The organism is Bacillus sp. FSL P2-0099 (assembly GCF_038007445.1).
In the GTDB taxonomy this organism is placed as follows: Bacteria; Bacillota; Bacilli; order Bacillales; family Bacillaceae_G; genus Bacillus_A; species Bacillus_A mycoides.
In genome coordinates this window covers 4,868,990-4,887,356 of sequence record NZ_JBBOXE010000001.1, presented here as the reverse complement: position 1 = coordinate 4,887,356, position 18,367 = coordinate 4,868,990, and the positions used below count along the sequence as shown (strand labels likewise).

The 18,367-nt window shown below is 38.1% G+C and carries 22 protein-coding genes; 13 read left to right on the top strand and 9 right to left on the bottom strand.

The window, feature by feature from the left end; all coding sequences use genetic code 11:
• Positions 1-89: 89 nt before the first annotated feature.
• From sufC to yunB, 8 genes are all read left to right on the top strand, one after another.
• The gene (gene sufC, locus MKY90_RS25485) at positions 90-875 is read left to right on the top strand and encodes a Fe-S cluster assembly ATPase SufC (RefSeq protein WP_002015933.1); all 786 of its coding nucleotides are present in this window, start codon (positions 90-92) and stop codon (positions 873-875) included.
• Positions 876-890: 15 nt separating this feature from the next.
• Positions 891-2,183, top strand: a complete 1,293-nt coding sequence (gene sufD, locus MKY90_RS25480) for a Fe-S cluster assembly protein SufD (protein ID WP_002015931.1) — start codon at positions 891-893, stop codon at positions 2,181-2,183.
• Positions 2,183-3,403: a cysteine desulfurase SufS gene (gene sufS / locus MKY90_RS25475; protein ID WP_002015930.1), complete on the top strand. Its 1,221-nt coding sequence runs from the start codon at positions 2,183-2,185 to the stop codon at positions 3,401-3,403. The genes sufD and sufS overlap by 1 nt, the downstream gene beginning before the upstream one ends.
• Positions 3,393-3,824 (top strand): Fe-S cluster assembly sulfur transfer protein SufU, encoded by a 432-nt coding sequence (gene sufU, locus MKY90_RS25470; protein ID WP_002089369.1) that lies wholly within the window; start codon positions 3,393-3,395, stop codon positions 3,822-3,824. Before sufS ends, sufU begins: the two co-directional genes overlap by 11 nt.
• 48 nt (positions 3,825-3,872) lie before the next feature.
• On the top strand, positions 3,873-5,270 hold the full coding sequence (gene sufB / locus MKY90_RS25465) for a Fe-S cluster assembly protein SufB (protein WP_002015928.1): 1,398 nt from the start codon (positions 3,873-3,875) through the stop codon (positions 5,268-5,270).
• 737 nt (positions 5,271-6,007) lie between these two features.
• Positions 6,008-7,423 (top strand): bifunctional metallophosphatase/5'-nucleotidase, encoded by a 1,416-nt coding sequence (locus MKY90_RS25460; protein ID WP_341093298.1) that lies wholly within the window; start codon positions 6,008-6,010, stop codon positions 7,421-7,423.
• 65 nt (positions 7,424-7,488) lie between these two features.
• The gene (locus MKY90_RS25455) at positions 7,489-7,791 is read left to right on the top strand and encodes a YunC family protein (RefSeq protein WP_002015926.1); all 303 of its coding nucleotides are present in this window, start codon (positions 7,489-7,491) and stop codon (positions 7,789-7,791) included.
• 55 nt (positions 7,792-7,846) lie between these two features.
• A complete protein-coding gene (gene yunB / locus MKY90_RS25450) occupies positions 7,847-8,578 on the top strand; it encodes a sporulation protein YunB (RefSeq protein WP_078185108.1) in 732 nt (243 codons plus the stop codon).
• A gap of 56 nt (positions 8,579-8,634) precedes the next feature.
• Here the strand turns inward: yunB and MKY90_RS25445 are convergent, their stop codons facing one another.
• A complete protein-coding gene (locus MKY90_RS25445) occupies positions 8,635-9,618 on the bottom strand; it encodes a M23 family metallopeptidase (protein ID WP_078185109.1) in 984 nt (327 codons plus the stop codon).
• Positions 9,619-9,807: 189 nt separating this feature from the next.
• Between MKY90_RS25445 and lipA the strand changes: the two genes are divergently transcribed.
• Positions 9,808-10,704 carry a lipoyl synthase gene (gene lipA / locus MKY90_RS25440; protein ID WP_002015922.1) on the top strand — a complete coding sequence of 299 codons (897 nt, stop codon included), beginning with the start codon at positions 9,808-9,810 and terminating at the stop codon, positions 10,702-10,704.
• Between the two features lie 20 nt (positions 10,705-10,724).
• On the opposite strand, the gene MKY90_RS25435 is transcribed toward lipA, so the two are convergent.
• On the bottom strand, positions 10,725-11,204 hold the full coding sequence (locus MKY90_RS25435) for a YbaK/EbsC family protein (protein WP_002034581.1): 480 nt from the start codon (positions 11,202-11,204) through the stop codon (positions 10,725-10,727).
• Between the two features lie 74 nt (positions 11,205-11,278).
• Positions 11,279-11,833 (bottom strand): histidine phosphatase family protein, encoded by a 555-nt coding sequence (locus tag MKY90_RS25430; RefSeq protein ID WP_098168707.1) that lies wholly within the window; start codon positions 11,831-11,833, stop codon positions 11,279-11,281.
• A gap of 135 nt (positions 11,834-11,968) precedes the next feature.
• Between MKY90_RS25430 and MKY90_RS25425 the strand changes: the two genes are divergently transcribed.
• Positions 11,969-12,412 carry a hypothetical protein gene (locus MKY90_RS25425; RefSeq protein WP_341092859.1) on the top strand — a complete coding sequence of 148 codons (444 nt, stop codon included), beginning with the start codon at positions 11,969-11,971 and terminating at the stop codon, positions 12,410-12,412.
• A gap of 22 nt (positions 12,413-12,434) precedes the next feature.
• Here MKY90_RS25425 and MKY90_RS25420 read toward each other — a convergent pair whose 3' ends face one another.
• Positions 12,435-13,250 carry a YhfC family intramembrane metalloprotease gene (locus MKY90_RS25420; protein ID WP_151305052.1) on the bottom strand — a complete coding sequence of 272 codons (816 nt, stop codon included), beginning with the start codon at positions 13,248-13,250 and terminating at the stop codon, positions 12,435-12,437.
• A 99-nt stretch (positions 13,251-13,349) separates the two neighbouring features.
• Here MKY90_RS25420 and MKY90_RS25415 point away from each other — a divergent pair, with 99 nt between their 5' ends.
• Positions 13,350-14,081: a MerR family transcriptional regulator gene (locus MKY90_RS25415; protein ID WP_078185113.1), complete on the top strand. Its 732-nt coding sequence runs from the start codon at positions 13,350-13,352 to the stop codon at positions 14,079-14,081.
• Between the two features lie 28 nt (positions 14,082-14,109).
• Here MKY90_RS25415 and MKY90_RS25410 read toward each other — a convergent pair whose 3' ends face one another.
• Positions 14,110-14,688: a YhcN/YlaJ family sporulation lipoprotein gene (locus tag MKY90_RS25410; RefSeq protein ID WP_002015915.1), complete on the bottom strand. Its 579-nt coding sequence runs from the start codon at positions 14,686-14,688 to the stop codon at positions 14,110-14,112.
• 118 nt (positions 14,689-14,806) lie between these two features.
• Here MKY90_RS25410 and MKY90_RS25405 point away from each other — a divergent pair, with 118 nt between their 5' ends.
• Positions 14,807-15,109 carry a YutD family protein gene (locus tag MKY90_RS25405; protein WP_002015914.1) on the top strand — a complete coding sequence of 101 codons (303 nt, stop codon included), beginning with the start codon at positions 14,807-14,809 and terminating at the stop codon, positions 15,107-15,109.
• 10 nt (positions 15,110-15,119) lie between these two features.
• On the opposite strand, the gene MKY90_RS25400 is transcribed toward MKY90_RS25405, so the two are convergent.
• The 4 genes from MKY90_RS25400 to glpX all read right to left on the bottom strand — a co-directional run bounded on the left by MKY90_RS25400 (position 15,120) and on the right by glpX (position 17,777).
• Positions 15,120-15,641, bottom strand: coding sequence for a GNAT family N-acetyltransferase (locus MKY90_RS25400; protein WP_078185114.1), 522 nt, complete (start codon positions 15,639-15,641; stop codon positions 15,120-15,122).
• Positions 15,642-15,652: 11 nt separating this feature from the next.
• On the bottom strand, positions 15,653-16,150 hold the full coding sequence (locus MKY90_RS25395) for a hypothetical protein (RefSeq protein ID WP_063218106.1): 498 nt from the start codon (positions 16,148-16,150) through the stop codon (positions 15,653-15,655).
• Between the two features lie 372 nt (positions 16,151-16,522).
• On the bottom strand, positions 16,523-16,789 hold the full coding sequence (locus MKY90_RS25390) for a DUF3055 domain-containing protein (RefSeq protein WP_002034592.1): 267 nt from the start codon (positions 16,787-16,789) through the stop codon (positions 16,523-16,525).
• A gap of 16 nt (positions 16,790-16,805) precedes the next feature.
• On the bottom strand, positions 16,806-17,777 hold the full coding sequence (gene glpX, locus MKY90_RS25385) for a class II fructose-bisphosphatase (protein WP_002015911.1): 972 nt from the start codon (positions 17,775-17,777) through the stop codon (positions 16,806-16,808).
• Between the two features lie 147 nt (positions 17,778-17,924).
• Here glpX and MKY90_RS25380 point away from each other — a divergent pair, with 147 nt between their 5' ends.
• On the top strand, positions 17,925-18,365 hold the full coding sequence (locus MKY90_RS25380; protein ID WP_002145069.1) for a DUF86 domain-containing protein: 441 nt from the start codon (positions 17,925-17,927) through the stop codon (positions 18,363-18,365).
• Positions 18,366-18,367: the final 2 nt, after the last annotated feature.

The window sequence follows — 18,367 nt, the reverse complement described above, 5'->3', positions numbered from 1 at the left end:
TGCTATAAGATTAGAATGAGAATAAAATGAGAATATGAACGTTTTAGTAATTTTTAAAATGTATATAGAGGATTAATGGAGGTATTGAGATGGCTGGTTCTACATTAACGGTTAAAGACTTACACGTATCAATCGACGGTAAAGAAATTTTAAAAGGTGTAAACCTTGAAGTAAAAGGTGGAGAAATCCACGCAATTATGGGACCTAACGGAACAGGTAAATCAACTTTATCTTCTGCGATTATGGGTCACCCAAAGTATGAAGTAACAGAAGGTAGCATCATCATCGACGGTGAAGATGTATTAGAAATGGAAGTAGACGAGCGCGCACTAGCAGGTCTATTCTTAGCAATGCAATATCCAAGTGAAATTAGCGGAGTAACAAACGCGGACTTCTTACGTTCTGCAATTAATGCACGTCGTGAAGAAGGCGAAGAAATTTCTCTTATGAAATTTATCCGTACTTTAGATAAAAACATGGAATTCCTAGAAATGGATCCAGAAATGGCACAACGTTACTTAAACGAAGGTTTCTCTGGCGGTGAGAAAAAACGTAATGAGATTCTTCAATTAATGATGATCGAGCCAAAAATTGCAATCTTAGATGAAATCGACTCAGGTCTTGATATCGATGCATTAAAAGTTGTATCTAAAGGTATTAACCAAATGCGCGGCGAAGAGTTCGGTTGCCTAATGATTACGCATTACCAACGTTTATTAAACTACATCACTCCAGACTTCGTTCACGTTATGATGAACGGTCGTATCGTTAAATCTGGTGGCCCTGAGCTTGCACAACGTCTAGAAGCTGAAGGTTACGACTGGATTAAAAAAGAATTAGGTATTGAAGACGAAACAGCAGAGCAAGAAGCGTAAGAGAGGAGCATAAACATGACAATCGGTACATTACCTTTCGATCAAGAAACAATCCGTCAGCGCGCAAGCGAAGTAAACGAAGCTGCTTGGTTGACTGAGTTCCGCTTACAAGCTCTTGCACAAGCAACTGAACTTCCAATGCCAACGCCTGATAAAACGAAAATTGAAAAATGGGACTTTATCGGAAAAGGCGACGCTGCTAAGCAAGAGCCTGTAAGTTCTTTAACAGAGCTTCCAGAAGCAGTGAAAAACTTAATCGATGAAAATAACAGCGTATTAGTACAACGTACTGGTACAACTGCTTTCGTTTCTTTAGCAGACGAAGCAAAAGAAAAAGGTGTTATTTTTACAGACATCGTAACAGCTGCAACAGAGCATGCTGAATTAGTACAAAAGTACTTAATGAAAGACGGCGTGAAAGTAGACGAGCATCGTCTAACTGCACTTCATGCTGCATTAATCAACGGCGGTGCATTCGTATATGTTCCGAAAAACGTTGTTCTTGAAACTCCACTTCAAGCTGTATTCTTAGTAGACGGCGAAGAAGCTAACGTATATAACCACGTATTATTCGTAGCTGATGCGAACAGTACTGCAACATATGTAGAAAACTACGTTGCAAATGAAAATGCTAAAGGTATTGCAAATATCGTAGCAGAAGTAATCGTGGAACAAGGTGCACAAGTGAAATTTGGTGCGGTTGATCTATTAGCAAAAGACGTAACAACTTACGTTAACCGCCGCGGCATTGTTGGACGCGACGGCCGTATTGATTGGGCTCTAGGCCTTATGAATGACGGAAATACAATCTCAGAGAACGTTACGAACTTAATGGGCGACGGATCATTTGCTGATACAAAAACAGTAACAATTGGCCGTGGTAACCAAACACAAAACTTTACAACTAAAGTTGTTCATTTCGGTAAACACTCTGAAGGTTGGATTTTAAAACACGGAGTACAAAAAGATAGTGCAACATCTATCTTTAATGGAATTGGTAAGATTGAACACGGTGCATCTAAATCAAATGCACAACAATCTTCTCGCGTTCTTATGTTAGATGAGAAAGCTCGCGGTGATGCAAACCCAATTCTTTTAATCGATGAAGATGATGTAATGGCAGGTCACGCAGCTTCAGTAGGCCGCGTAGATCCATACCAATTATACTACTTGATGAGCCGTGGGATTCCAAAACGCGAAGCAGAACGTTTAGTCATCCATGGATTCTTAGCACCTGTAGTAAATGAGCTTCCAATTGAAGGAGTAAAGGCACAGCTTGTTGAGGTAATTGAAAGGAAAGTTCGCTAATGAATATTCATGAAATACGCAAACAGTTTCCAATTCTTGATCAAAAAGTGAACGGCAAACAACTTGTTTATTTCGATAGTGCAGCAACTTCTCAAAAACCAATTCAAGTCATTGAAACGTTAGAACGTTACTATAAAGAATATAATTCTAACGTGCATCGCGGTGTTCATACGCTCGGTACGAAAGCTACCGACGCGTATGAAGGTGCACGTGAGAAAGTTCGCAAGTTTATTAATGCGAAATCAATGGAAGAGATTATTTTCACGCGCGGAACGACAACTGCATTAAATACAGTAGCAGCTAGCTATGGTCTTGATAATGTAAAAGAAGGCGATGAAATCGTCATCTCTTACATGGAGCACCATAGTAACATCATTCCGTGGCAACAAGTTGCGAAGAAAACTGGTGCAACTTTAAAATACCTTCCGCTTCAACTAGACGGTACAATTTCTTTAGAAGATGTTCGTCAAACAGTTACACCGAATACAAAAATCGTTTCTATCATGCACGTTTCTAACGTACTTGGAACGATTAATCCTGTAAAAGAAATCGGAGCAATCGCACATGAAAACGGTGCAATCATGATCGTTGATGGAGCACAAAGTGCACCTCATATGAAAGTGGATGTACAAGATTTAAACTGTGATTTCTACGCATTATCTGCTCATAAGATGTGCGGACCAACAGGTGTCGGCGTATTATATGGTAAGAAAGAATTGCTAAACAATATGGAACCAATTGAATTTGGTGGTGAAATGATTGATTTCGTAGACTTACAAGAGTCTACTTGGAAAGAGCTTCCGTGGAAGTTCGAAGCAGGTACACCGATTATCGGTAATGCAATCGGACTTGGTGCGGCAATTGATTTCCTAGAAGAAATCGGTCTTCATAATATTGAAAAGCATGAACATGAATTAGCGCAATACGCTTTAGAGAGACTATCAGAAGTAGATGGCGTTACAATTTATGGTCCAAAGCATCGCGCTGGTCTAGTTACATTTAATATTGAAGACGTACATCCTCACGATGTAGCAACTGTATTAGATGTAGAAGGCATTGCGGTTCGCGCAGGACATCACTGTGCACAACCACTTATGAAGTGGCTAAAAGCTTCTTCTACAGCACGTGCGAGCTTCTATTTATATAATACAAAAGAAGAAATTGATACATTTGTTGAATCGCTAATCAAGACAAAGGAGTATTTCACAAATGTCATTTAATAATTTAGATACGTTATATCGTCAAGTTATTATGGATCATTACAAAAATCCTCGTAACCATGGCGTGTTAGAAGATAGTGTTACCGTTAACTTGAACAATCCAACTTGCGGCGATCGTATTCAACTTACGATGAAAGTAGAAGAGGGTATTGTACAAGAAGCGAAGTTTGAAGGCGAAGGATGTTCAATTTCAATGTCTTCAGCTTCAATGATGACACAAGCAGTAAAAGGAAAGAAAATTGAAGAGGCTCTTAAGCTTTCTAAAATTTTCTCTGACATGATGCTAGGAAAAGAGTATGATGACAGCATTGATTTAGGAGATATTGAAGCATTACAAGGCGTATGCAAGTTCCCGGCACGTATTAAATGTGCAACATTAGCGTGGAAAGCGTTAGAAAAGGGCTTAAACGAAGATAAGTAATGTTAAAGGTTCCTAAAAACGAGGTTATATAAGGAGGGACACACCAACATGGCGAAGCAACTGCCAGATATCGGCGATTATAAATATGGTTTCAAGGATAAAGACGTTTCGATTTTCCGTGCTGGACGCGGTTTAACAAAAGAGATCGTTGAAGAGATTTCACGTATGAAAGAAGAACCACAGTGGATGTTAGACTTCCGTTTAAAATCACTGGATAAGTTCTATGAAATGCCAATGCCACAATGGGGCGGCGACTTAAACGACTTAGATTTCGATGAAATTACGTACTACGTAAAACCATCTGAGAAATCTGAGAAGTCTTGGGATGAAGTACCTGAGGAAATTAAAGCGACATTTGATAAATTAGGTATTCCTGAAGCTGAGCAAAAATATTTAGCTGGTGTATCTGCACAGTACGAATCTGAAGTTGTATACCACAACATGAAAGAAGACCTAGAAGATCTAGGAGTCGTCTTCAAAGATACAGATAGCGCATTAAAAGAGAACGAAGATATTTTCCGTGAGCATTTCGGAAAAGTAATCCCACCAACAGACAACAAATTCTCTGCATTAAACTCTGCAGTTTGGTCTGGTGGATCATTCATCTACGTTCCAAAAGGTATTAAAGTTGATACACCACTTCAAGCGTATTTCCGTATTAACTCTGAAAATATGGGACAATTCGAGCGTACGCTTATCATCGTAGACGAAGGCGCACACGTACACTACGTAGAAGGTTGTACAGCACCTGTTTACACGACTAACTCACTTCATAGTGCGGTAGTAGAAATCATCATTAAAAAAGATGCATATTGCCGTTATACAACAATCCAAAACTGGGCGAACAACGTATACAACCTAGTTACAAAACGTGCGGTTTGTGAAGAAAACGCAACGATGGAATGGATTGACGGTAACATCGGATCTAAATTAACGATGAAATACCCAGCAGTTATCTTAAAAGGCGAAGGCGCTCGTGGTTTAACATTATCTATCGCGATTGCTGGTAAAGGCCAACACCAAGATGCTGGTGCGAAAATGATTCACTTAGCACCAAACACGTCTTCAACAATCGTTTCTAAATCGATTGCGAAGCATGGTGGTAAAGTAACTTACCGTGGTATCGTACAATTCGGACCAAAAGCGAAAAACTCTCGCTCTAACATCGAGTGTGACACGTTAATCATGGATAACCAATCTACATCTGATACAATTCCTTACAACGAAATCAAAAACGATTACGTTTCACTTGAGCACGAAGCGAAAGTATCTAAAGTATCAGAAGAACAATTATTCTACCTAATGAGCCGCGGTATTTCTGAGCAAGAAGCTACAGAAATGATCGTAATGGGCTTCATCGAGCCATTCACTCGCGAACTTCCAATGGAATACGCAGTTGAAATGAACCGCCTAATCAAGTTTGAGATGGAAGGTTCTATTGGTTAAATAGAAATGCGGAGCCGACTGTTCAGACCCGTTGGCTAAGGTTCTTTCGCACAGAAGATGCTTTTTATCTTCTGGTGCGGAAGGTTCTTAGACATGAGGGTCTAGGAGACGAAGCTGGACATATTTAAAGTGGAAGCGGCTCGTTCAGAATGTGAGGGGGATGGAGCTTCTGACGTAGAGGCGCTTTTTGCCTCATAGGAAGAAGTGAAGCCACCGAACATTCTAGCCGCTGGAACTGGATAATATATGTATGAAGAAAGCGCCCTGCATAGCAGGGCGCTTTTTTATGTTGTATATTCGGGTTCGACTGTAAGATACCCGGGTGGGTTTTTAATGAAATATATCGACCACAAATCGGAATATATCGGCGATTATTTCAATATATCAGCGGTTCGACAAGGAATATCGATTTGTCGACAAAGTAAGACAAAAGAAATCCCTCATATCCCCCTCAACATTTAAATACGAGAGGAGCACCTATATGGAAGTAAGACAAAGATACTGACAAATCTCCTCCCCCCACCAACTAGAATCATTTCACAAAAATTCTCCCCCTCAAACTAATCAACAGACTAGAAAAAGTAATATAAAGTTTTCCATATTAAAAGGGCAATCTTTGGCTTTTTCTTATAATGCGAGTACAATGTAGAATAGCAAGAAAAGACGAAAAGTATTTACAGGATTATTGCGTACGTATAGCGTAAATGGCAGTAAGGAACTGAGAGGAGGTTTTTTCTCTGAATATAAATAAAGAAACAATCATCCACCTTTATCATACAAACGATATACATAGTCATTTTGAAAATTGGCCGCAAATTTCTCGGTTTGTACAAGGGGAGAAAAGGCGAAGACAGGAAGCGGGAGAGACTGTTTTAACTGTGGATATTGGCGATCATGTGGATCGTTTTCATAGTATTTCGGAAGCGACAAATGGACTTGGGAATACAAAATTATTAAATGAGGCGTTATATGATTATGTAACGATCGGAAATAATGAAGGAATTACATTGGCGAAAGAGCATTTGAATCGTCTATATGATGATGCTGGTTTTGAGGTGCTTGTAGCGAACTTATTTGAAAAAGAGGGTGTACGTCCAGCGTGGGCGAAGCCTTATAAATTACATACAACGACAGATGGGATTACGATTGCCTTTATTGGATTAACGGTAGCTTATCCAGAGTTTTATCATATGTTAGATTGGCATATTGAAGATCCAATCATCCATTTAGAGTCTATTTTAGAAGAAGTGAAAGATGAGGCACATATTACGGTTGTCCTGTCTCACCTTGGAAAAAGCATGGATGAATATATGGCGGGGCATTATGATATAGATGTTATTTTAGGGGCACATACGCATCATTTATTTGAGCGTGGCGTTCTTGTGGATAATACTTTGCTTTGCTGTTGTGAAAAGTGGGGACATTACGTTGGTCACGTTCAGCTTACTGTGGATAAAGAGACGAAGAGACTGTTGAAAAAAGACGGTAGAGCGATTAAGACAGAACGGTTAGGTGCTTATAGCGATCCGTTATCCACAATTGAAATGCTAAAGGAAGAAAGTAAACAGATAATGGCTGAGCCTGTCGTTCATTTAAAAGAATCATTGCCGGTTGATTGGTTTAAGGAGACGACGTTTTCTCATATGTTGGCAAGTGCACTTAAAGAGTGGTGTAATGCGGATGTTGGGATGGTGAATGCTGGTGTACTTCTTGAGGGATTAAATGAAGGTGTTGTGACGCGCGGAGATATTCATCGGATTTGTCCACATCCAATTAATCCATGTCTGTTAAAAGTACCAGGGAAAACGTTAAGAGAAGTTATTTTGAAAGCGCGCCGCCCGAATATGGAGAATCTTGAGGTGAAAGGATTCGGATTTCGTGGAAAAGTAATGGGGAAAATGATTTACGATGGTTTGGAAGTGATTCCAGATACGATTCCAGGGAATAAAATTTTACTAGAAGATGTATTGATTAACGGCGAATCGCTGGAATTAGACCGGATATATACGGTAGGAACGATTGATATGTTTACATTCGGATACTTATACCCAGAGCTATCCACACTTTCTGACAAACAATATTATATGCCGGAATTGCTTAGAGATGTACTAACAGACATGTTGATAACTTATACATCTTCAGTCAAACTATAGGCTAGTTAACTTGTAACACTCATTTTTCTCTTGTCATAAAGATAAGAAAGAGAGGAGTGTGAACTATGGTTAATGTAGAGCCAATTATAATTGATAACTATACGTTCATTGCTGTTAGCGTAAAACTTCCAAAGACAAATTTGCTAGCTGTAATGAGCGATAAAGGATATATTATGTGCGGTGCTTTAGATGTAGGTCTTCTAAATGAGAAGTTAGGTGATCGAGGAATTATTGCTGGCCGTGCGGTTGGTGTAAGAACGATTGAACAACTTCTTGAAGCACCGCTGGAATCAGTAACGACTGGAGCCGAAGCTTTAGGTATTCCGGTAGGCACAATCGGAAAAGATGCACTATTAAAAATGAGATAAGCATATATCGTCCCTCTTTCTTGCATAGAAATAATATAAGAAGGAGGGTTTTCTTATGAGCATATTTCGTTCGAAAAATTCGCGGTTTCGAAGGGGACCGATTTCCTTTCGGTATATACTGCTTATTTCGTTTATTATTTTTATCGTAATGGTAGTTCAAGGTTTATGGATTGTAAATAAAAGTATTCAGCCAACGTTAATTAAGTATGGGGAAACAGAGACTCATAAAATGGCAACAGCAGTTATGACGAAAGCGGTAAAAGACCGAATTAATGAAGGGTTTGATGTAGATTCATTAATGAAAGTACAAACGGATAGGAACGGGAAAGTATCTACAATTGATTTAAATACAAAACAAGTAAATGAAATATTAACATCGACTACTGCATACATAGAAAAATATTTACAACAAGTAGAAAAAGGGGATACGAAAGCACTTGGTATTTTTGAAGAGAATGGGGTATCTATGTCAATTCCTTTTGGGCGCATAACTGATAATGCGCTTCTTGGTAATATAGGACCGGATATTCCGATTAATTTTACGCCAATTGGTCATGTGAATACGGATATTAAACAATTAGTTGAGCCGCAAGGAATTAATAATACAGCGATCAAAATTATTATGGAAGTGGAAGTGACGTTACAAGTTATGATTCCGTTACGCACGAAAGAAATTAAAGTGAAGCAAAACATTCCGATTGCGACGCGCATCGTTCAAGGTGAAGTGCCTACTTATTACGGAAGCGGGGGTGTTGTTGTACCAGATAAAAAGAAAACGGATAATTAGTCAGTAGTGTTCTATTGATTTATATTTATAAAAATAACCGTAGCGATTTGCTACGGTTATCGTTTTGTATTTGCTCGTTCTTTTCGTTCCCAAAGGCTTAAATGCATGTATGGATCGAAAGCCCATTCTGTATAGCCATTGTCTTTATACATGCCGAAATGTAAGTGGGGCGGGAATTTTCCAGCTGTACCAGGAGGACCGTAGCCGGTACTACCGACAAATCCGATTACTTTTCCTGGTTCGACAATTTGTCCGAGCTGTATTTCTTTAGAGAACCCGCCTAAATGAGCGTAATAGTGGTAATTATTATGAAGGTCACGAATACCAATGCGCCATCCACCAAGACGATTCCATCCTTTTGTTTCAATAACGCCATAGCAGGTTGATCGTACTGGTACGCCATATCCAGCAAAAATATCGGTTCCTTCATGAATCCTCCTGCCGCCAAAGCTTCTACCAGCACCGAAAGTACTACGATAGCTATGGTCACTGCGAATCGGGAGAGGGAAAGCATTACCTTCTAAATTAATGCGTCCATAATGTTTATAAATTCGGGCGTATTCTGTAATTAATTCAACTGTTTTTGCACGTCTATAATATTCCCAAAGCATAATGTTAATACGGTCTTCCGACGTTCCTTGTTTCTTTAAAATAGTTGCTGCTGTATGCAGAAGATCACGGTCGTTATTTGCATTTGCAAATCCATCTTTGTCACCATCTAAACCCATTCCGCCAAATAGAGAAATTGTATGGGGGAGAGTATCATTACTATTAACAGGTCCAGCCCATATTTCAGGTTTGAAATAAAGGGAAATGATGGCATCGGTTTTTTTCGGAATATCCTTTCTTACGCTCCGTATGTTTCTTTCGTATTGATCCATTGCAGCTAAGTAATACCACGGAATACCTGAAGATTGCTCAGTTTCTTTATATAGTGCCATGCGCTTTTCATATATGCTTTGCTGATTATCTTCACCGTAAGCGATGTTTTGGTGGAGAAGAAAGCAAATCGAAAGCAAAAGAGAAATTTTTCGAAGCATGAAATAGACTCCTTTCACAACATCACTCTTTTTAGTGTGGGATATACGGAGTATTTCATTATAGGGAACGATTGGAAAAAATCTTAGAATCTTCATTTGAGCAAATCGCTTTCATACGTTAGAATAGATATGTTACATTGAAAGAAGCGAACACGGTAAACTATTTCATATTGTGCGGAGTTGATAACCATGACAAAACAAACAGAGTATAAGCGCAAGCCCGAATGGTTGAAAATTAAGTTAAACACGAATGAAAACTATACAGGCTTAAAGAAAATGATGCGTTCTAAGAATCTTCATACAGTTTGTGAAGAGGCGAAATGTCCGAATATTCATGAATGCTGGGCTGTAAGGAAAACAGCAACATTTATGATCTTAGGTGCGGTTTGTACACGTGCTTGTCGTTTTTGTGCGGTTAAAACAGGCTTACCAACTGAGCTTGATTTACAAGAGCCAGAACGCGTAGCAGATTCTGTAGTACAAATGGGCTTAAAGCACGTTGTTATAACAGCGGTTGCACGTGATGATTTAAAGGACGGCGGAGCAGCTGTTTTTGCTGAAACAGTACGCGCTGTACGTCGTGAAAATCCATTCACGTCTATCGAAGTATTACCATCTGATATGGGTGGGGTAGAAGAAAACTTAAAAATGTTAATGGATGCAAAACCAGATATTTTGAACCATAACATTGAAACAGTACGTCGATTATCTAACCGAGTTCGCGCTAGAGCAAAATATGACCGTTCATTAGAGTTTTTACGTCGAGCAAAAGAAATGCAGCCTGATATTCCAACTAAATCGAGCATTATGCTGGGCTTAGGTGAAACGAGAGAAGATTTAATTGAAGCAATGGATGACTTACGTGCAAACAATGTGGATATTTTAACTCTTGGACAATACCTACAACCATCTAAGAAGCATTTACCAGTTATTAAATATTACCCACCAGCAGAATTTGCAGAGCTTAAAGAAATTGCACTTAGCAAAGGATTTAGCCACTGTGAAGCTGGCCCACTTGTACGTTCGTCTTATCATGCGGACGAGCAAGTACGTTCTGCAAAAGAAAAAGTAGCAGAAGCGAAATAAAGAAAAAAGAGAGCTAATCATTAGCTCTCTTTTTTCTTATACTCTAAAACTTTATTTTGACATGTGGATAAAATCTTTTTTAATTCCTCTGTGGATAATTCAATTGTAAATTCAGGTACACCAGGTGTAATTAAAATTTTATCGTAAGTATAAATTGAACTGTCCACAATAATCGTTACATCTTGTGAATAACCGAAAGGAGCTACACATCCTGGCGTGCAACCAGTCTCTTCTCTTAGCTCATTAGGAGAACAGAGAGATAAGCTCTCTCCTGTTATTTCCTTCATCTCTCCTCGGTTGAGGCGAGTGCCTTCTAACGTAAAGAATACGTAATGCTCCCCGGATTTTGATTTTAAAAATAAGCTTTTACTTGGAGTGCCTTGCAAACCAAGTCTTTCACGAACGATACGATCTGTTTCATAGTCAAGTACTGGTTCGTGTTCAAATTTTTCATAAGAAGCATTTGTTTTATGTAGTAAAGAAAGTACATCTTCGTACATATTGAATGATACCCCTCTCTATTGTTAATACAGTCTCTTCTCGTGGCGTCAACTGAGTGTTTTGGAAAGGGATACTACTTGGACGATGCTTCCCATAATCGTTTTATGAAACTTTTCTCATCGATTGTAATTTCGTAAACATCAGGATTCGTTAAAGTTCTCCATTCATGAAAGCCGATCATACGATCAAAGTGCTTTAAAATGAGCGTAAGTAAGTTTCCATGTGTAACGAGTAGTGTTGTAGTATGGTTGAACTTTAAAACGTCTTGGATAAGCGATATAGCACGGTCCGTTGCTTGTTTTGTTGACTCTCCGCCTGAAAAGGCAATATCTATGTTTGTAAAAGTAGATTCTAGTTTTTGCATCCAATCATCCATCGGAACGTTGCTTAATATACGTTCAGCTAATCGTTCATCCTCTTCGATAGATAGGTTAGCTTTGAGCGCATAGGGCCGAATGGAATCGATAGCTCGGACAAATGGGCTCGAAATAATATGATCTATTTGTAGCTGATTTTCTAAGAGGAATGCAGCAAGAGTGTTTGCTTGATTTTTTCCTGCAATCGTTAATTCGGCATCACGTTCTTGTCCAGTTGCTGAACAATGTCGTATTACAATCAATTTCTTCATAATTCATCCCCATCTTTCAAGTTGACGCTTATATACTTCGACAAATGTGGAAAAAATTCCTTTTTATTGGAAACGGCATATTGATCTAAATATGTGGAAAAGTAATGTGGATAAATGAACATTTGAGGTGTAATGATGAAAAAAATGATATGTATTATATTCGGTCTTTGTTTTTTTATACACTTGTCCACAACATATGCAGAATCGAATACAAAATTAAATTATCCAAGCAATCGAAATAAGCCATTTGTGAGTGAAGATGCGTTTTACGAACAGTTAGATAAGAAAATCTATAAAGAATACAACAATGCAGCATATAGTGTTCGTAAAAAAATCTCATTTAAAGAAGTACCACATGAGGAATTTATCTTCCTGCAAAAAACAGATGTCGGTTGTCACAGTAAAATGACGATGGAAGGTTCTTTCGTTCACCCGGATCGCCAAGTATATTTCTTTGCTTCTTTTACTCAAAATGAAATAGAAGAATTTCATAAGTACATCGTTATAGATGCGGAAACAAAGAGGGAGCTGCAAGGGGGGAAAAGTTATCATCACTACGAAAATCCATATAAAAAATAACCCACCAACTGGTGGGTTATTTTTATTCCGATACACTCATTAATTTCTCTTTCATTTTACGAATAAGAATGAAACCACCAATCGCGAAGAGAAGAGTAATTCCTTCTGCTACAAAGATGTTAATCATTTTTGTTTGGTAAAGTGCTGCGAAAAAGTCTACAAGTGCGTGGAATAGTATAGCGTATACGAGGAAAATGTATTTCTTTTGTTTTACTGCGTATACGACAAGCATTGTAAAAGCAATTTGCAGAACGAGTGCCATAATTCTTTCTAAGCTACCCAGTAAATATAAATAGGCAGGTTGTTCTATTAACATATCCTTTACAAGATTTAATTGTGGTAGTTTTTCTGCCATTTGAGCGAAGCTATCATTGTTAATAGCATTAGCGAATATAAGTGTCTGCAATGCAGAGAATCCGCCAACTAAAATGGATTCAATCCCGCCATGACCAATTCCATAAGCGAAGCCATCTTTATATTCTAGATATTTTTTTAGTAGGAAGAAGAAGGCAACGAAGCGTCCTAATTCTTCAAAAATACCAGCAGTTAGTCCGCCATAAATTGCAAAGACATACGGATTTTCTAAAAATGGAGCGATTGCTGGATTACCACGCATAAATAGGTGGAACGGTGTTTCGAGAATTTGGGTAAATCCAATAAAGATAAGAACACCAACGCCGACCACTTTCCAATTAATATTATATTTTTTACGGAAATAAACGAGTACAATAATTGGGACCAGAACCGAAACAACGAGTTGAAATATGATGCTGGCAATTACAGTATTTGAAACCATACTTTCACCGCTTTCTAATATATGTACATATCTATTATGCATGAAATATGGGAGAGATGAAACTTTTAGAGATAAATGAATTTACTTATTGACTCTAACGTTGCGTCATACTTTATCGTATGTACTAAGGGGGAGATACACATGACAATGAAGGTAAAAGAAGTAGCTAATTTAGTTGGGATTAGTGTGCGCACACTGCATCATTACGATGAAATTGGGTTATTAACCCCAGACGAGACGACAGAGTCTGGATATCGTCTGTATTCCAATGAAAATTTAGAGACACTGCAGCAAATTTTATTTTTTAAAGAACTAGGCTTCCCTTTGAAGAAGATTAAAGAAATTATCATGAGTCCATCATTTGATCATGAAGAAGCACTACAACTTCATAAGAAAATGCTTCTTGAAAAGCGTGCTAGGTTAGATAAAGTGATTGCGACGATTGATAAAACAATTCAGCATACAAAAGGAGAGATTGAGATGACGAATAAAGAGAAATTTGAAGGATTTGATTTTAGTCATAACCCGTACGAAGAAGAAGCACGTGAACGATGGGGAGATGAGGCTGTAGATAAAGCGAATAAAACAGCGAAGGGGATGTCTAAAGAGAAACAGGAGGAGTTTAATAATATTTACGGAAATCTAGCAACACTTCGAAATGGAGCACCTGATTCTAAAGAGGCGCAATCCGCAATCGGGGTATGGTACGATTACTTGCAAAACTTCGGTGAATATTCATTAGAGGCCTTTAAGGGACTCGGTCAAATGTATGTTGCTGATGAGCGTTTTACGAAAAATATTGATAAGTTTGGTGAAGGTTTAGCGCAGTTTATGTGTGATGCGATGGAGGTTTATGCGGATCGTAAGAAATAGTAAAAAGGTGGAGGTTTTCTCCACCTTTTTATTTTTTAATCATATCATTTAAAGTTTGATCCCCCGTATTGTTCAAATGAGGATTATCGCTCATTTCACGTTTTAACATATCAAGACTTTGTTCATATTCTTTATCGTTTAAGCTACCAGATTGAAGACCTTGAATTTGAGAAATCAACTTTTGGTTTGTTGATACATATGCTTTATAATAGCGAGGAACGATGGACAAAGCAGTTTTATATACTTGATCTGTTACGAGTTTCGGATCCGTTGTGTTTGCACGGTATACAACGAACACTTCGTCGTCGGTAACGAGTGTAGCGGCATTGGTGACGTCAGGAAGTTTGACTGTCATGCTCGTAATCATTTCAGCGACTTTCTCACGGTTAATGGCGCCTACTTGTTTGTTAGATACTTCATGTTTTTGTTTAGATGAATAGCCCACCCTTGTGAGCCGTGTATTTGTATTTTCCGTATGATACATGTCGTTTTTGTTGGAAACAAGAACACGACTTCCTTCTTCACGCTCCATTTCGGCTTTATTAGTTGATTGGCAGCCTGCAAATAAGGAAAGAGTGAGAAGAGAGAGTATAATTTGTTTTTTCACGATGTAGCACCTCCTTCTCCATAGCATGCACTAATTTTCAATTTTTTGTATTTGAAATTGTTGGTTGTTATGCTTTGTGATACGATAAAAAGAAGAATGCTTAGAGAGGAAGTTCATAATGGAGCAAAAGCAAGAGATTCATACTACGGTGAGCGTTAATAATGTTCAGTACGAAGTAATTAAAAACTTTCGTGACGGTTTTAGTGAAGAAGCACTTAAAGAGCGCTATGCAGAAATTTTAAATAAATATGATTATATCGTTGGAGACTGGGGTTATGAGCAACTTAGATTGCGCGGATTCTTTGATGATAGTAATCAACGTTCGACATATGATACGAAAATTAGTACTTTATCAGAGTATTTATACGAGTACTGTAACTTTGGTTGTGCACATTTTGTATTACGAAAAGTGAAGAAATGAAAAAATCCTCTTACGATTGTAAGAGGATTTTTTCATAGCAGTTATACCAATTATGAGGAGGCTGTTTACTTTTGAAATAGACAGCACCTCGGCAAATATAATTATTTTTTTCATATAGGCTTAATGAAACCGGATTACCTGTAAAACAATCTAGGCGTATTCCAGTGTAGTTTTTTTGTTTTGCTTCGTTTTCCCAAAAGGATAATAGTACTTTACTATATCCTTTGCCTTGCGCGAGCGGATGGATGACAAAAGAGTGGACGATAAGAAAGCGTCCGTCTATTTCTGACCAGTCAATTAGTTTGTATTCTGGAGACGGTGCTTCGTTTAAGACGACGGCACCGACAAGTACTTGATCTTGGAATAGACAATACAATTCGGCCTGTTCTAGATGATAGGAAATGTGTTCTCGCGTCGGATAAGAATCATCCCATTGATAAATTTGGTTCTGTAAGAGTGCTTCTTTGCATGCTGTATACATTACATCTAAGTCATTCAATAAATCAATCGTACCTTTTCTCACCTTTAACATGAGAGTCCTCCTTACAAACAAATTGAAATGTAATCACCTTCAGAAAGAGTTTTGTTTGGTTTCATTTGTTGTCGGTTCAATTGGATATGCCCATTTTTAATTTTATCCACAATGATAGTACGGCTCCAATCTGAAATATATGTGGATAACACTTTATCAATTCGGTGGGAACCAAAAACGATGTCTAATACGATTGTTATTTCGGCTATACCACTTTCTTTGTATTGTGTAATGGAAATGGTAGTACTTGTTTCAGTTTGTTCTTGCTGAGTCATATCGACAGTTTCGACGTGATCAGTAAATGATTTATAAATATGAAGTTTTTGATTCCACGTATGATCTTTCGGACATTTATAAATTGCAAATCGGTATATGTTCTTTCCGTTTGCGTTATGCCTGCGAATGTTCGTGTCGGTAAAAAGGGTAGTACGCCTGCAATTTTTACAATACTTTTCGATTGTTGCTAGTTCGTTTTCATATAAACTCCAAGAAAGTTGTACTTTCTGCATTTTCCTTCACCTCTTATATATTGGTAAAGGAACGTAATACAGCTATTTGGATGTCTTGTAGTATGAAGACATAAGAAGTAGACAAAAATAAAAAGAGGTTCCCCCAAGAGGAACCTCCGTAAACATCATACTACAGATGCGTTACGTTCCTTCGTAATGGGAATGGGCAGACTACTCCCTTGAAAAAGCACGGTGCTTTTTTGAGAGTAATGCTATCCAATTGCTGGTCCATTACAAAGTAAATGTTGGCATACGCAGATAACGTCCTTTCTATCCAAATAGATTTATTCATAAGTATAACACATAAGATTGAAAATTCAAAATATAAATTGTAAAAAAACACCAGCTAACATAGCTGGTGCACCAGATAAATTATATAAGTTCAAATAAAAATGAGCGTAATTCTTCTGCATTTTCTTCAGACATCGAAAATGCATGCTCTAAGTAGCCTTGTTCATTTAAATCGTCAGGACCGATGATAGCAAATTTGTTGCTTTGCATATCAAGGACTATCGTTTTACCGTAATGACGATCGGAGTATAGAAGCGCTAAATCATGACGCTCATTTTCCCCCAAAAAGCTAACGAAACGCGTTTTTGTAGCGACTGTATCGTCGTACAGAAAGAAACGTTCTTCCATACACATGGCTCCTTTATTAAATATCTAAGTTTAAGTGTGGTTTATGGTCTAAATGGTGGTGTGTTTTAATAAATCGTACCGTTCTTGTTTTGTAACGCATAACGATAGAATATGTTTCAGCTAAATCTCCGCCAAGGAATTTCACGCCGTCTAATAATTCACCAGCAGATACACCTGTTGCTGAGAAGATTGCATCATCACCAGATACTAAGTCATCTAACATAAGAAGTTGACGAGGATCTTCTAATCCCATTTCACGACAACGAGCTTCTTCTTCTTCGTTCATTGGAACTAAGCGAGCTTGCATTTCACCTTCAAGGCATTTTAATGCTGCTGCAGAAATAACGCCTTCTGGAGCTCCGCCTACACCTACGAATAAGTCGATACCTGTTCCAGGTAAAGCTGTTGCGATTGATGCACCAACATCTCCATCACCAAATAGTTTTACGCGTGCACCTTTTGCACGAACACGGTCAATAATATCTTGATGACGTTCACGTTCTTGGATGATAACCGTTAGGTCACGAATTTTTTTATTGTTTGCTTCTGCTACAATATCAATTGTTTTTTCAATTGGATCATCTAAGCTAATTTTACCAGCTGCTTTTGGACCAACCGCGATTTTTTCCATGTACATATCCGGAGCGTGAAGAAGGTTTCCTTTATCTGCGATTGCGATAACTGCCATTGCATTTGCAAGGCCTTTCGCAACGATGTTTGTACCTTCTAATGGGTCAACGGCGATATCTACTTCTGGACCGTTACCTGTTCCTAGTTCTTCACCAATATACAACATCGGTGCTTCATCAAGTTCTCCTTCACCGATTACAACTGTACCTGCCATGTTTACTGAATCGAACATATCACGCATAGCTGTAGTGGCTGCATCATCTGCTTCGTTTTTCTTTCCGCGGCCCATCCACTGTGCGGATGCTAAGGCTGCTGCTTCTGTTACACGGACAATTTCTAGTGCGAGTTCACGTTCCAAGGTTGCATTCCTCCAATTTCAAAAATCATACAAATATAACTATAACAAATAACGAGGAAAAGGTGAATTCGAAAAATTGTCGATTTTTTCAGAAGAAAGCGTTACAATTAAAATGTAAATGCTTTAATTTCCAGGTAGGTGACATTCATGTACTTCGTAGACAGAAAAAAAATAGAACAAATGCTAGTATGTTTAGAACGAGCAACAAATACATTTCAAGAGAAAAAGACATATGAAACAGAGTTTGAATTTTATGCATTAGAGCGCATAGCCCATCTTATTATCGATTGTATATTAGATGTAGGGAATGCGATGATTGATGGATTTATTATGCGCGATCCAGGAAGTTACGAAGATATTATTGATATTTTAATGGACGAGAGAGTTATAAGTGGAGAAGAGGGAGCGCATATTAAAGAAATTATTCTTCTTCGAAAAATGCTTACGCAAGATTATATTCAAATGAATCATGATGAATTATATAAGACGATTCAAAAAAATATCGCAGTGGTAGAGAAATACCCAGCAAATATTCGTAGTTATTTAGAAAAGGAATTAGGACCTGTATCTGCATTTGTACCAGAATAATT

Coding starts and splice junctions, on each gene's coding strand:
- sufC (WP_002015933.1), top strand. CDS start 90: ATGGCTGGTTCTACATTAACGGTTAAAGACTTACACGTATCAATCGAC.
- sufD (WP_002015931.1), top strand. CDS start 891: ATGACAATCGGTACATTACCTTTCGATCAAGAAACAATCCGTCAGCGC.
- sufS (WP_002015930.1), top strand. CDS start 2,183: ATGAATATTCATGAAATACGCAAACAGTTTCCAATTCTTGATCAAAAA.
- sufU (WP_002089369.1), top strand. CDS start 3,393: ATGTCATTTAATAATTTAGATACGTTATATCGTCAAGTTATTATGGAT.
- sufB (WP_002015928.1), top strand. CDS start 3,873: ATGGCGAAGCAACTGCCAGATATCGGCGATTATAAATATGGTTTCAAG.
- MKY90_RS25455 (WP_002015926.1), top strand. CDS start 7,489: ATGGTTAATGTAGAGCCAATTATAATTGATAACTATACGTTCATTGCT.
- yunB (WP_078185108.1), top strand. CDS start 7,847: ATGAGCATATTTCGTTCGAAAAATTCGCGGTTTCGAAGGGGACCGATT.
- MKY90_RS25445 (WP_078185109.1), bottom strand. CDS start 9,618: ATGCTTCGAAAAATTTCTCTTTTGCTTTCGATTTGCTTTCTTCTCCAC.
- lipA (WP_002015922.1), top strand. CDS start 9,808: ATGACAAAACAAACAGAGTATAAGCGCAAGCCCGAATGGTTGAAAATT.
- MKY90_RS25435 (WP_002034581.1), bottom strand. CDS start 11,204: ATGTACGAAGATGTACTTTCTTTACTACATAAAACAAATGCTTCTTAT.
- MKY90_RS25430 (WP_098168707.1), bottom strand. CDS start 11,833: ATGAAGAAATTGATTGTAATACGACATTGTTCAGCAACTGGACAAGAA.
- MKY90_RS25425 (WP_341092859.1), top strand. CDS start 11,969: ATGAAAAAAATGATATGTATTATATTCGGTCTTTGTTTTTTTATACAC.
- MKY90_RS25420 (WP_151305052.1), bottom strand. CDS start 13,250: ATGCATAATAGATATGTACATATATTAGAAAGCGGTGAAAGTATGGTT.
- MKY90_RS25415 (WP_078185113.1), top strand. CDS start 13,350: ATGACAATGAAGGTAAAAGAAGTAGCTAATTTAGTTGGGATTAGTGTG.
- MKY90_RS25405 (WP_002015914.1), top strand. CDS start 14,807: ATGGAGCAAAAGCAAGAGATTCATACTACGGTGAGCGTTAATAATGTT.
- MKY90_RS25400 (WP_078185114.1), bottom strand. CDS start 15,641: ATGTTAAAGGTGAGAAAAGGTACGATTGATTTATTGAATGACTTAGAT.
- MKY90_RS25395 (WP_063218106.1), bottom strand. CDS start 16,150: ATGCAGAAAGTACAACTTTCTTGGAGTTTATATGAAAACGAACTAGCA.
- MKY90_RS25390 (WP_002034592.1), bottom strand. CDS start 16,789: ATGGAAGAACGTTTCTTTCTGTACGACGATACAGTCGCTACAAAAACG.
- MKY90_RS25380 (WP_002145069.1), top strand. CDS start 17,925: ATGTACTTCGTAGACAGAAAAAAAATAGAACAAATGCTAGTATGTTTA.